Origin of the sequence: Nocardia sp. XZ_19_385, from assembly GCF_015355755.1 — a bacterium.
Classification (GTDB): Bacteria; Actinomycetota; Actinomycetes; order Mycobacteriales; family Mycobacteriaceae; genus Nocardia.
In genome coordinates this window covers 165575-178595 of sequence record NZ_JACVEE010000004.1, presented here as the reverse complement: position 1 = coordinate 178595, position 13021 = coordinate 165575, and the positions used below count along the sequence as shown (strand labels likewise).

The 13021-nt window shown below is 68.3% G+C and carries 9 protein-coding genes; 1 reads left to right on the top strand and 8 read right to left on the bottom strand.

Annotation, left to right across the window (positions count from 1 at the left end; translation table 11 throughout):
• Positions 1–31: 31 nt before the first annotated feature.
• Positions 32–1309: a glycosyltransferase gene (locus IBX22_RS29725; RefSeq protein ID WP_194819075.1), complete on the bottom strand. Its 1278-nt coding sequence runs from the start codon at positions 1307–1309 to the stop codon at positions 32–34.
• An 82-nt stretch (positions 1310–1391) separates the two neighbouring features.
• Here IBX22_RS29725 and IBX22_RS29720 point away from each other — a divergent pair, with 82 nt between their 5' ends.
• A complete protein-coding gene (locus IBX22_RS29720; RefSeq protein WP_194819074.1) occupies positions 1392–4028 on the top strand; it encodes a cytochrome P450 in 2637 nt (878 codons plus the stop codon).
• Between the two features lie 8 nt (positions 4029–4036).
• On the opposite strand, the gene IBX22_RS29715 is transcribed toward IBX22_RS29720, so the two are convergent.
• From IBX22_RS29715 to IBX22_RS29685, 7 genes are read right to left on the bottom strand one after another with little or no spacing between them, the layout of a single operon-like run.
• Positions 4037–4957, bottom strand: coding sequence for a UbiA family prenyltransferase (locus IBX22_RS29715; protein ID WP_194819073.1), 921 nt, complete (start codon positions 4955–4957; stop codon positions 4037–4039).
• Positions 4954–5565, bottom strand: coding sequence for a nitroreductase family protein (locus IBX22_RS29710; RefSeq protein WP_194819072.1), 612 nt, complete (start codon positions 5563–5565; stop codon positions 4954–4956). The genes IBX22_RS29715 and IBX22_RS29710 overlap by 4 nt, the downstream gene beginning before the upstream one ends.
• Entirely contained in the window at positions 5565–6539 is a 975-nt protein-coding gene (locus tag IBX22_RS29705) for a ScbA/BarX family gamma-butyrolactone biosynthesis protein (protein WP_194819071.1), read from the bottom strand. The genes IBX22_RS29710 and IBX22_RS29705 overlap by 1 nt, the downstream gene beginning before the upstream one ends.
• Positions 6536–7459, bottom strand: coding sequence for a nucleoside-diphosphate kinase (locus IBX22_RS29700; protein ID WP_309234842.1), 924 nt, complete (start codon positions 7457–7459; stop codon positions 6536–6538). The genes IBX22_RS29705 and IBX22_RS29700 overlap by 4 nt, the downstream gene beginning before the upstream one ends.
• The gene (locus IBX22_RS29695) at positions 7456–8535 is read right to left on the bottom strand and encodes an SDR family oxidoreductase (protein ID WP_194819070.1); all 1080 of its coding nucleotides are present in this window, start codon (positions 8533–8535) and stop codon (positions 7456–7458) included. Before IBX22_RS29695 ends, IBX22_RS29700 begins: the two co-directional genes overlap by 4 nt.
• Entirely contained in the window at positions 8532–10271 is a 1740-nt protein-coding gene (locus IBX22_RS29690; RefSeq protein WP_194819069.1) for a nucleotidyltransferase domain-containing protein, read from the bottom strand. Before IBX22_RS29690 ends, IBX22_RS29695 begins: the two co-directional genes overlap by 4 nt.
• The gene (locus IBX22_RS29685; RefSeq protein WP_309234841.1) at positions 10261–12993 is read right to left on the bottom strand and encodes a phosphoenolpyruvate synthase; all 2733 of its coding nucleotides are present in this window, start codon (positions 12991–12993) and stop codon (positions 10261–10263) included. The genes IBX22_RS29690 and IBX22_RS29685 overlap by 11 nt, the downstream gene beginning before the upstream one ends.
• Between the last annotated feature and the right edge of the window lie 28 nt (positions 12994–13021).

Here is a 13021-nt window from a genome sequence, read left to right as displayed (position 1 = left end):
ACCCGAGGTGACGTCCGGTGTCCGGCGGCGCTCACGCGGTCGACTCCACGATGTCGGCCGTGCGGGAGGTGGCGTCGGAGTGCGAGTAGAGCTGACCGGCAAGGGTTTTCGTGCGCTGCCGGGTTTCCTCGGCAAGGGCGGTGCGCAGCGCGGAGGTCAGGTGCTCACGGTCGAGTTTCTGGAACGACAGATGCGCGCCCACACCGAGGCGCTCCACCTGCCCACCCCACATCGGCTGGTCGAACGACACCGAGCACACCACCGTCGGCAGACCCGCCCGCAAGCTTTCGAAGGTGGTGCCGATGCCGCCGTGGTGCACCGCCGCCGCGCACAGCGGGAAGACGATGTCGTGGGCGAGCGGTCCGACAACCTTGAGCTGCGCACCGGTCTCGGCATCGGCGAGGTCCAGATCGCTCCAGCCCGCGCTGACCAGCCCGCGCCGCCCCAGCCGGGTGCACACGTCCTCGACGATCGACAGCACCGCGCGGGTGTCGCGGATCGGCATGCTGCCGAAACCGAAGTACACCGGCGGTTCGCCCTCCCCGATCCAGGCGATGATCTCCCCGTGGTCGGCGGCGAGTTCGCCGATCGCCTCCCGGGTGAACCGTTCCAGCGGCAGGAATCCGACCAGCGGCCGGCTCGTGCCCCATTCCTCGGCCAGGCCCGGCACCAGCGCGGGGTCGTAGATCTGCACCTCCGGCACCCCCCGGCGGGCCAGCATCTCGGCCGGGCTGGCGAAGGATCGCCGCAGGCCGAGTTCGGCGCGCAACTGGTTCAGGTACTTCAGGAAGACCACGCGCCGCAGATTTTCGGCCAGCACCCAGGTCGCACGGTTGACCAGGGCCGGTGGCCGCGCGGTCGGCGGCAGCACGCCGGGGAACGGATAAGCGCCGTTCATGCGGGACGGGAACCCGTGCAATGACACCATCGGGACGCCCATCGCCTCGGACACCGATGCCGCCCGGTCCTCGGTGAGCATGGTCGAGACGATGATGTCGGCGTCCCGGCACACGCTGATGACCTCGTGGTTCATCCGCGCCGCGTACCCGGCCATCTGCTTGCCGACCAGCTGCATCAACCGGAAGCTGCTGCCCGCGGCGAGCGCGCGCTGGCCTTCCTCCGAGGAGTAGAGCTGCTGGACATCGGGGCCGCACGGCGCCGCGGTCAAACCGGCCCGGGTGACGAAGTCGACCAGGTTCGGGGGCGCGCCGACGAACACATCGTGCCCGCGCCGGCGCAACTCCAGCCCGAGCGCGACGGCTGGCTGGACGTCCCCGCGGGTACCCGTCAACGGGATCGCGACTCTCATGATCGACCCCGTATCCACTCGGTCCGGTGCGAGCTGTGCAAATCGTGACTCATGAACCCTCCGGGGTCCGTACGGTGAACCCGTGCACGTGGCACTGTTCAGCGACTTCCATCCCGCGACGATCGGGGGGATCCAGTCCTCGATACGCGCCCAGCGACGGGGGTTGGAACAGCTCGGGCATCAGGTCACCGTGTTCACCGCGCCCACGCCGGAATCTACCGAATCGGACGCCGGTGTGGTGGTTCTTTCGGCGGTCGCGGGTTTGCGGGTGAACGGATTCGCCGTCGTCGGGCCGACTCGGGCCAACAATCGGTCGATCGACGCGGAGTTCGCGGCGCGCGGGCCGATCGATGTCGTGCACCTGCACACCACCTACGGTGTCGCGATCGCCGGGCTGCACGCGGGCCGCAGGCACGGGATCCCGGTGGTGCAGACGATCCACAGCCGCGACGACGCCTTCATCGAGCACACCTCGCCCGTGCCCTACGTGTCGGCGTTGCTGCTGCGCACGGTGCACGGGCGGTTCGTCCCGCATCGCGGTGGCATGCCACGCGTGGCCGAGTCCCGGGCTGCCCGCCACGCCTGGCACACCATGGTCGGGCAGGCGCGCGCCGCCGACCGGGTGATCGTGCCCTCCGAGCACTTCGCAGGGCTGCTGCGGGCACACGGCGTCGATCTCCCGATCACGGTCCTCTCCAACGGCGTAGACGACGAGCTGATCGAGCAGGCACGGCGCTTTCCTCCGGCCGAGGACGCCGCGCCCGGCGATCCTCCCGACAATGCGCACGCGGTCGGAACCGGCTCCCTCGGACAACCTTCCGGCCCGCTGCGTGCCCTCTGGTGTGCCCGGCTGTCTCCGGAGAAGCGCTTGCTGGAAGCCATCGAGGCAATCCGTCTCGCGCCGCGCTGCACACTCGATGTGTATGGCACAGGCGAACTATTGGAGCGCGCCGAAACATTGATCGAGTCCGGCGGCCTACGAGATCGAGTCAGGTTGCACGGCGGCGTATCTCAGGCCGAGTGCCTGGCGGCGATGGCCGATCACGATGTGTTGCTGTTCCCGTCGTCCGGATTCGACACACAAGGGATGGCATTGCTGGAGGCGGTCGCGATGGGGCTGCCCGTGGTCTACTGCGATCCGGATCTGGCCGAATCCGTGCCCGAGGGCGGTGGCATATGCACGCCCGACCCCTCGGTGGCCGCCATCTCGGCGACCTTGCGCGATCTTGCCGACGACCCAGCGAAGCTGATGCTGATGCGCAAAACTCTGGCGGCTCGAGAGAATTCCGTGCGGCAGTCGCTGCTGACCGGCAGCCTCGTCGAGGTCTATCAAGACGTATTGCACAACCCTTCGCGCACGAATCCGACGATCGAATCGAACTCTCCTGTGCTCCAGACCATTCCGACGGCTCCGCACCGGCTGCCTCTGTTCGGCCACAGCGTGGTCGTGCTGCGCGATGCCCTGGGCTTCGTGAAATCCCTGACCGCACTGGGACCGATCGTCCGGGTCTATCTCGGACCGCGCCCCGCCTATGTGCTGACCACCCCCGAACTCGTCCGCGAGGTGGGGTTCGGGACAGCGGGAAAATTCCATCGGGAGGAGCTGCGCGAAACCATGCAGGAGGTGATCCGCGGGGCCTCGAATGTGCTCAGCGGAGAACCGCACGCGGTGCGCCGCCGCATGATCGCGCCCGCGCTGCGTCAGCGCCGGATCAACGAATATGCCGTGACAGCATCGGATCTGGCGAACACATGGGCCGAGCGTCTGCCCGTCGGACGGACAGTGGATCTGGTCGAGGAAGCCCACGAACTCGTCCTCGACATCATCTCCTCGACCCTGTTCACCGCAGATTTCACCACCGCCGCCAAACAGGAAGTGCGCCAGAACGTTCCGTGGCTGCTGGAGCAGGTCATCGTGCGCGCGGCACTGCCCGAGCCGTTGCGCCGTCTGCGATTCGTCGCCAACCGCAGGTTCTCCGCGAAAGCCGCCCGCCTGCGTGCCGAAATCGGCGCGGTCGTGGCCGAATACCGCCGCACCGACCAGGAGTTCCCCGATGTGGCCTCGGCTCTGGTCCACCATGTCGACCCGGACACCGGCGCCCGCCTCACCGACGCGGAGATCGTCGACGAACTGCTGCTCATGCTCGCGGCGGGCGTCGGTTCCACCGCCTCCATTCTGGCCTGGGTCTGGCACGAGGTGCTGACCCATCCGGATGTCGAAGCCGAATTACGCCGGGAGCTAGCCGATTTCGTCGGCGACGGGACGGTGCGTCCGGACCACGTCGCGTCGCTCCCCTACCTGCGACTGGTCCTGCTGGAGACCCTCCGCTACTGGGCTCCGTGGGTCAGCACCCACACCGCCGACGGCCCCGTCACCCTCGGCGGCACGACCCTGCCCGACGGCGCCATGATCGTCTACAGCCCGTACCTGATCCACCACAACGAGCACTTCTACCCGTCCCCGGAAACCTTCGACCCCGACCGCTGGTTCCCCGGCCGCGTCGAGGAAATCGACAAGAAGGCCATCCTCCCCTTCGGTATCGGCCCCCGGCACTGCCCCGGAAACACCTTCGCGCTGATGACCATCACCCTGGCCACAGCCGCCCTCTTCGCCAACCGGCGCGCGACACCCGACCCGGCGCACCGGGTCCAGCCCAAGACCCGCGACTTCGTCCCCACACCGAACCGCCTCCCCGTCGTCCTGCGCCTGGCCAAGTAGCGGACGGCCTACACGAGCGCCAGCACTATCAGGCTCAGGTAGAGCGCCAGCGTGAAACCGACGGCTGGGAGCACCGGATGCTCAGTGCGGTCCGAACGCACGAACTGCCAGGTCGCCGCGGCCGGTATCACCAAGAGGGCCAGGGGAATCCACTCGAGTACTACCGGCGCGGTAAGGACCGGGCGGATCAACGTGAGGTAGGCGGCGACCGCAGTGGCAGCCAGCAGCAGTGCCGTGATCGCGCTCCCGATCGGGCCGAGGGTCCGCGAATAGAGAAGTTCACCGGGCCGGTTCGCACGAGTGGTTTTACGGGCGACTTCGAAACTCAGGAACACGCCGGTGGAGACGAGAGCAGTGGCGGCGATCCGCCAGTCCGCGCGGACCTCTCCGGTGTCGATCCCGGAACCGAGGACGTAGGCGATCACCAGCAGCTGGATCGGGTAGGTGACGGCGAGGTTCAGCAGGATTCCGGTGCGCAGCGATTCCGAGAGTCGTTCCATCGCCCACAGCGCCAGCCCGTAGGCAAGGACAGCGGCGATCAGCAGGGCGGAGCGGAGCGAGAGAGTCAGGCTCAGACCGATGGCGACGGCCGCGAGAACTGCCATGGCGAAGCGTAATTCGCTCGCCGAGACCGCACCCGTAACCAGCGGCCGGTCGGGGTTGTGGAGGCGATCGTATTCGAGATCCTTCTGTTCGTCGAGCATGCGGAGGTAGAGCAGGGTGATGGCGACGACCGCGATCCGGACGACAGTCGCGCCGGTGGGCCGCCAAGGTGTGCCCGGCTGCGCGACAACAGCAGCCGTGCCCTCCAGCGCCAGCACCCAGATGATCGCGTAGAGCAGGTAGTGCGGCTTGTACATCACCTTGGTGAAGTGCGCCAGCCGCGCCAGGGAAGCGAACAACGCTGGCGCGGTGGAGGTTCCGGTCATGCGTTGTCCCAGCGGTCCCACCGGGTGAGCTCGGCCGCCGGGGTGCGCGGGCCCGATGGCGGCCCCGACGCGGGTTTCAAGTGTGCGACGGGAAGGAGCGCTACCTGGGAGATGTCGTCGAACGGAATGCCCAGCAGTTCGGCGACTTCCCGTTCGTGGGCGAGGTGGGCGGTGGTCAGGGTGGAGCCGAGGCCGCGGGAGTGCAAGGCGAGCAGCAGATTCCAGACCATCGGGTAGATGGAGCCGTAGAAGCTCGCCAGCTGGAGTGGGGACGCGGGTGGGCGGCCCGGCGCGCAGACCAGGACCAGCGCCGGAACCTCATGCAGGTGATCGGCCAGGTATTGACCGGAAGCCAGATCGCGCAGTTGATCGGGTCGCGGTGTGCGCGCGGAAAGGTAAGCGGCGAAGCCCTTTCGGTAGTACTCGGCGACCTCGTTTTTGGTCGCCGGGTCTTCGATGACGAGGAACCGCCAGGGCTGGCGGTTGGTTCCGCTCGGGGCGTGCACCGCTATGTCCAGGCAGTCCAGCAGTTCCTGCCGGGCGACCGGGCGCGTGAGGTCCAGGCGCCGCCGGAAAGCCCGGGTCGTGGTCAGCAGTTCGAGCTCCATCAGGGTTTCCCGTCCGGCTCGGAAACCACCGCGTCCGCACCGAATTCCAGATCGATCCGCGCGGCCTCTGCGCCGGCCTGCTCGATCACGCACCGCACCACGGTCGGGCCGACCTCGGACTCGATAATCTCCGCCACGCACTCGGCGGGGCAGTCCAGTTCGACGAACCGCTCGAATGTGCTTCCCACACTCAGCAATCGGGGCAGCTCTGGCAGTAGCGTCAAGGCCGTTTGCCGCGCGGCCTCGATCAGCAGGCTGCCGGGGATGTGGTCGAGCTGATGATCGAACAGGAACGGGTGTGCGAGATCGGCGACCAAGGCGGCCCGGGCGGTACGACCCTCGAGCCGTGGCGGCCCGATCACCACATTGCGCCGGTTCTCCCGGCCGACCAGCGCCTCCGGGGCCCGCTCGGACAGCGCGCCGCTGCCTCGAAATTGGCCCAGCCCCAGGCTGTCCCGGAAAGCGCTACGCATGGCGTTCCAGCGCGACGCGGTGGTCCAGGAAAACGAACCGTCGACCGTCATCATCGGCGCACCGTCGCAGGCGATCTCGAGCACCAGATCCAGTCCGTGCGGTACTCCGCCCCGCCGATGCTGCGCGGACACCCGGACATTCATCACGAGATCAGCTGGCGCGGTGCAGGTTTCCCACACATCGGTGTCGCTGCCCGTGCCGTTGAAGGTCCGCACGATGAACGCCATCTCCGGCGGCACGCCGAAGAATTCGTGGGTCGAGGCGATCGCCGCTTGCCGCGCCGCCTCCATCACCACCAGCGGATCATGGCGCAGACCCAGCGGTCCCGCGTGATCGCTGTAGTAGGCGTGCATCCGCGGCAGCTGGGCTCCGGCCTGGAATTCGTTCGGGCCGAGCCGATCCAGGGAGGTCACGAACACCTCCGACACGGCGCACCGATGCGCCAGCACCCGGGAAATGGTGCGTAGATGCGTTGCCGTCACGGCTGAAGTCTGAGTCATGCTCGACCCTCCAACCAGGTTTGCGCCGTCACCGGCGGTAGCGTCTGCGGGCCGGTGCCGGTCCGCATCGGGAGCACGTAGGAGCCGAGCACGAGCACCGACCACGGGTCGAGTTCATGTCCGGCGTCCCACGCCTCGTTCAACAGCCGCGCACAGTCGGCGTCCGAAAGTTCTTGTGCGACAGGTACACCCCTATCCATGAGTTCACGGCGTACCCGCAGCACCGCGTCGGCGCGATCGAAACTGCGTTCCGGCGCCTCCTGGTAGATGTCCTGCGCGAGCTCGGCCGCCACCGCGGCACCGTCTTCCACCGGCGTGAGCATCCGCGCCCGCGTCTGCTCGTCGAAGAAGATCGAAAACTCCCGCAACACATCCGCGGGGTCATCGGGAGAGTGCACCAGATTCAACAGGAAGTTGTGCCGCCCGAGCACATAGCGCAACTGACCTGGTTGCCGTTTGCGCGGGTCGGTGGGCCCTTTGGCTTCGGTGAGACGGACCGGAACCGGCAGCTCACCGGCGCTGCCCCGCACCACCAGCACCAGGGCATCGGAGATGCCCACGAGCAGGTCGGCCACCCGGCGCCGTTCCGCCGAGGCGATATTCCACGCGAAGTACCAGATCGCCCGCACCAGATGGCGGTTCACCGCCAAGCGGTGCGCCCCGATCACCTGGAAACCGTTCTGGCTCAGCCATTCCAGGGTCGGCTGCACTGCCCGCGCGGCAATGGCGTCCGGCTTGAGCAGTAGCAGTGAATGCTCCTGCGCGAACGCGCCCGCGTCGATGCCGAGCCGCTCCAAGTGCTCGACGGTTTCCTGAACATAGGTGTCCTCGGCATAGATCTCGGCCTTCGCCACCGACGGTGTCAGCGGATCCAGCAGGGTCCGCAGTGGCAGCTGCACGCCGCGATCCACCGCGGTCACCGCGCTGACCCGTCGAACTCGTTGTGCGCGAGCGCATCCCCGGGTAAAGCCCCCAGGTATCCGGATTCCAAGCAGTAGTCCAGTAGCACGCGCAGGTACTCCTTACCGGTGGGAGGGGCCGGCCGGCCGAGCAGGATATCGGCGCGGGTGGTGTCGAAAGCCAGGCGGCGCTGGAAGTAGCTGGTGTAGTGGGACCCGATGCGGCGGTAGCTCTTGCGTTCGAACTCCGCGAGTTCCGCTTCCGCGAAGGTGGTCTCCGGAACGAACGTGGCCACCTCGAACGACGGATACTCGGCGAAGACGTCGGAGATCTCGCGCAAGGACAGGGCGTCGCGCCCCACCGCGTGCAGGGTCCGCCCGGCCGCCGACTCGAAATCGAGTACCGCCGCGGCGATCACGTCGGCGACGTGGTCGATCGGCGCGAGCGCCAGGGTCGCGTCGTAGCGGCCGGGCAGCGTCCGGAGTTTGCCCTCGACAATGTGTTTCACCACCGAGTAGAGGTTCTTGTAGTCGCGGATCACGCCGGTGTCGGAGGCGCCGGTGACGATACCCGGACGGACCACCGCCCATTTCAGGTCCGGCCCGGCCGTGCGCACCAGCTGTTCGGCCCGGAACTTGCTCTCCTCGTAGCCGTTCGCGAAAGCCTGGCCCGCGTCGAGCTCGTCCTCGCCGATGGTGCCGCCGCGGCTACCGCACACATACGCGGTACTGATGTGCACCAGCGGCACATCCCATTCCCGGGCCAGTTCGATCGCGTGCGCGGTGCCGCGGACGTTCAGTTCTTCGTAGTCCGCGGCGGCGGCGTTGAAAGCGGTTGTCGCCGCGCTGTGCACGATGACCCCGACCCGTTCGGCGAGATCGTCGACATCGCGATCGGGCATACCGAATCCGGGCAGCCGGATGTCGCCGGACACCGAGGTGCCGGGCTCGAGCACGGTGCCGTCGTTGCGGACGATGGTCGAATCCTTGTGCAGCAGTGCGGCTATCGGCAATCCGGCGGCGGCCAGCCGGGCCACCACCTCGGCGCCGACCAATCCGCTGGCGCCGGTCACCAGGACCGTGTCTCGCAGACTCATGCCACACCCCCCGAGCGCAGGTGCGGCTGCTGTCCACCAGTGGTCAGCAGGTCGCGGGCTTCGTCGAGCGGTAGCTCGGTGTCGAGATAGGCGGCCAGGCGCAGCCATTCGTAACTGATTGCCAAGGTGCGGCTCCACTGTTCGCGCGAATCGAAGGAAGACGGAAAGCTGACGGCGCCCCCACCAGCCACCCACCGGACCAGGCCGGCGAACTCGTCGAGCACCGCCAGGCCCGCCTCCGGGTCGGTGCCCTCCCGGATGATCCGCGAGAACCGCACCCGCTGCGCCGATTCCAGCGCGGCGAGCAGATCGGCCCGGCGCAAGGTGTCCGGGGGCAGTAGCCGCCGCACCGTGTCCAGCGGTGCCACGTCGGCGGGCAGCGGGTGAATACCGTAGGTGGACACCAGTATTCGCACCGTCATCGCGATGAACCGGTGGGCGGCGATATCGGCGACCGCGCCCTGCCCGTCGGTGACCGCGCCGGCCAGGTCCTCCCGGGCGTTCTCCAGCACGATGTTGGACCACACCACGTTCATCCCGCAGGCGGTGAACCGCGACGCGGGCAGCGGGCACAGGGTGGCGATCTCGTCGTCGCGGGCGGCGCCGGTCAATCCGAGCGCGGGTGTGTGGCCGCCGGGCACGGGCGTCAACGGCCGCAGCGGCTTGCACATCGCGAGCACGGGTTCGATGACTCCCGCACCGCGCCACTGCAATCCGACCAGACCCAGGCGCACGAACTCGGCCAGTTCGGCCCGGATGTCGTGCGGGGCGCTGTCGAGCACGTCGCGGATCGAACGGCGGAACACCACCGACCGCCAGGCCCGGGCCGCCCGCGCCGACAGCACGAAGACGTCGCGGTCCTCGCGCAGGACGTGGATGCGTTCGCCGATGGTCCAGTTGGTGACCTTGGGCAGTCGCGTGAGCAGCACCTGGTGCGGATCGTCGGTGACCCCGGTGAGGCCGAGCGCCGCGGTCAACTCCCAGACCTGCTCCCAGGTCACCTGCTCGCCGAGCACCCGGGCCTGCCCGTCGCCCAGCACGCCGGGCAGGTCCCCGAAGTCACGGTCGGGGTCCTCGAGCAGCCAGGTGTCCGGGTCGGCGAGTTCGCGGTACCGGTCGACGAGGTCGTTGCCCGGCATCCGATCCAGCTGGTGCGGCAGCCATTTCGTCTCGAGGTAGGTCTCGCCGCGCTGCGCCGCCCACCCCTTGATCGCCTGCTGCAGGCCGTCGCGCGCCCAGCCGCCCGCTTCCACGCGAGCACCCAGCGCCCGCAACGCGACCGCGTATCGCAGGGCTTGTACCGCTCGGCCCGTCCACCACTCGGCCAGTAGGCTCGCGAAGCGCGAATACGGCGCCAGCGCGCGCAGTTCGTTCAGATCCACTGCGCCGGGCCGGATTTCGATGGCTCGCAGGAAACGCTGGCACCGGTTGAGCAGGTCCTCGTCAGGTTCGGCCGCCAGCCGTTCGAGCTGTTCGCGTAACTGCCGCACCGACCGGGTCCGCACTTCGACCCGGCGGCCCTCGACGAATAGCACGGCCGGCAGCGTGGGTAGCTCCTCGGCGCCGGGCACGACCACCAGGAAATCGACGTCCGATCCGGCGTTGCCGAACCCCTCGGCCAGCGAGCCTTCCAGCAGCACCGCCGAATCCTCTGGAATCGCAACGATGTCCAGGGTCTGTTCGAACAGCTTCCGCACCCAGTCCGGCGCTTGCCGCGGTGATTTGTCAGGTTCCATCGGCCGTACCTTCCCCGGGTAGCACGGTCACGGTCCCGGCGGAACCGTCGACCCGTAACCGCATACCCGTGCGCACCTTTTTCGTCACGTCCTTCACCTGCACCACGGTCGGTACACCCATTTCCCGCGCCACGATCGCCACGTGGGTGAGCGGACTGCCACGCTCGATCACCAGCGCCGCCGCCGATGGCAGCGCCGCCACCCAACCAGGATCGGTGCGATAGGCCACCAGGATGCCTCCTGCGATATCGCGCGGCTCGTCCACCACGACAGCACTGCCGGTGGCGGCGCCGGCTGCCGACGGGGTGCCCGCCAGCACCGTACCCGCGGTCGCGGCCGGAATCTCGGTGACCGGCACCCAGCCCTGGCCAGCCAGTTCGGCCCGGCCGAAACTCGAGCCGATCGTGACGAACCGCGACGGAGCGACCAGCTCGGCATCCTTGGCGCGCTGCGCTTTTCGCGCGGTGACCAGCTTGCGCAGGTCACCGGGTTCGGCGCCGTCATAGCACCCGCGCAGTTCCTGCACGGTCAGGTAGAAGACGTCACCGAACTCGTCCAGCAGGTCGCGCGCCACCAGATCCCGGCCCATGGCCCGGATCATGCGCTTGACCATCCCGAAAGCTCTTGTGCGGCAGAACCGCACGCGCTCCCGATGGGCGGCGCAGCGGGATACCTTGCCGCGCAACCGTTCGAAGATCCGGCGGCGCACACCGCGCAGGTTGGCGTCGAGATAGGCCTCGGCCTCGGCCCGGCGGTCCACCCCCGCGCGTCCGTGCTGCCGCAGCGTCGCGAGGGTGCTGCGCAGCATGATGAACAGGCTCGCCGGATCCTCCCGCAGGTCCGGTGTTTCCAGTTTCAGTTCGTCCAGGCTGCGGTAGCCGTAGCGGTCGAGATAGGCCTCGACCTCGGCTCCGAACTCGGGATGCTCGGCGAGTTTGCCGTAAAGCTCCTGCGGCGGAGTGGAATTCACCAGTTCGGTCAAGGTGGGGTCGGTGCCGACGCGCTCGGCCAGCGCCGTCATCGCCCGCGCGGGTTCGGCCGATTCGATATCGGCGCCGGGCCCGACCAGCGTCAGGCCCAGCCATTCCGGCGCTTTCGGCAGGAGCAGCTTGGTGAGCACGAACAACGACCCCGTGCAGGTCAGCAGGATGGCGTCGAGCACCATCAGCGGCCCCCAGCGTGCTACCAGGTCCCGGTCCACCTCGCGGTAGGCCCGGTAGGCCTGATCACCGGACATGCCGGTGTAGTCGCGCGCGTCGTACTCGTCGTAGACGCGGTAGAAGTCGGTCAGGAACCGCTCGACCATGTCATCGATCCCGAACAGCCGTCGCAGATAGCGCACCGTAGTAGCGGCGCGAGACCAGATGCGGCCGATCGGAGTACGGAAGGTGAAGGGGCGCAGAGTGTTCGCGATGTCGTCGGCAAGTGGTTCCTCGACGCCGAGCGCCGCCTCCAGCACCTTCCGGTTCAGACGGTATCCCGGTGCGATACCCACCATCCGATACCAGTGCAGCAGGTTGTAGTACACCCGGCCGTGAAAAGAGCCGAGCAGCACCGGAGTCCATTGCTCGACCTGCCGCAGTTGCCGGCCGCGCACTCGCAGCGACCGCGCGTAACCGTCATACACCCGGCCGTAGATTTCGGCGGCCGTCGTATAGGTCAGCGGCGAGGTGAGCCCGCTGAAACTCTCGATGATGTTGGCGTTGTCCCAGATTCGCAGCTCACCCTCGGGCACCGACTCCCCCGCGCCTTGGATGACCGCGGCAGCCCAGCGCGCATCCACACCGCCGCGCACCGCGGTCGTGATCGGCCGCGATTGCAGCACCCAGATGCCGGTGTCGTCGATCGCCCATTCGATGTCCTGCGGCGTGCCGTGGTCGCTTTCGAGGCGGCGCGCCAGCTTGGTGAGCTCGGCCAACTCGGCGGCGCTGAGCACCGGCCGCTCCCGGTCCTCCGGATCGACCTCGCGGACCAGGCAACCCTGTTCGGCCGCGGGCGCGTAGCTGCGGTCCTTGTCCCCGAGGACGGTCTCCAGCACGGTCCCGGTGGATTTCTCCACGATCACCGAATCGGCGTCCACCGCGCCCGAGACCAGGCCCTCCCCCAGCCCGTAGACCGCGCTGATCACCACCTCGTCCGGCGCGCCGGTGATCGGGTTAGCGCTGCACACGACCCCGCTGGCCCGCGCCGCCACCAGCTGCTGCAGCACTACGGCCGCGGCGCCCGCCCGGGGTTGCTGCTGGGCGAAGCTGTAGCGGATGGACCGTTCAGAGAACGCCGACGCCCAGCAATCACGCACCCGATCCAGCACTGCGCCGGGGCCGTTGACATTCAGATATGAATCGAACTGGCCTGCGTAGGAGTGGCGCGCGCCGTCCTCGGCCAGCACCGAGGACCGCACCGCGATCGACCCCGAGCCGAGCCGCTCATACGCCTGCCCAATCAGCTCCCGCACGGCCTCGGATAGGTCGGCCGCGGTGACGTCCGCGCGCAGCGCCGCCCCCGCTGCCAAGGCTTTGTCCAGATCGTCCAACGCGGCGAACTCGGCGACCGCCGTGTCCAGCCCCGCCTCGGCGGCGAACCGTTCGAAGACATCGGTGCCGAGCACCACCCACTCCGGCACCCGGAAACCGCCGTTGTGCACGCTGTGCAAACCGCGCGCCTTACCGCCGGCCAGCGCGGTGATCGTGGCCTGATCGGTCCATGGACCCAGTACCTGCACAGCGTCTCCCATCACCCCGGCGAGCCGG

Bases quoted from the DNA above. Each gene is read 5' to 3' on its own strand.
- IBX22_RS29725 (WP_194819075.1), bottom strand. From the start codon at position 1,309: ATGAGAGTCGCGATCCCGTTGACGGGTACCCGCGGGGACGTCCAGCCA.
- IBX22_RS29715 (WP_194819073.1), bottom strand. From the start codon at position 4,957: ATGACCGGAACCTCCACCGCGCCAGCGTTGTTCGCTTCCCTGGCGCGG.
- IBX22_RS29710 (WP_194819072.1), bottom strand. From the start codon at position 5,565: ATGGAGCTCGAACTGCTGACCACGACCCGGGCTTTCCGGCGGCGCCTG.
- IBX22_RS29705 (WP_194819071.1), bottom strand. From the start codon at position 6,539: ATGACTCAGACTTCAGCCGTGACGGCAACGCATCTACGCACCATTTCC.
- IBX22_RS29695 (WP_194819070.1), bottom strand. From the start codon at position 8,535: ATGAGTCTGCGAGACACGGTCCTGGTGACCGGCGCCAGCGGATTGGTC.
- IBX22_RS29690 (WP_194819069.1), bottom strand. From the start codon at position 10,271: ATGGAACCTGACAAATCACCGCGGCAAGCGCCGGACTGGGTGCGGAAG.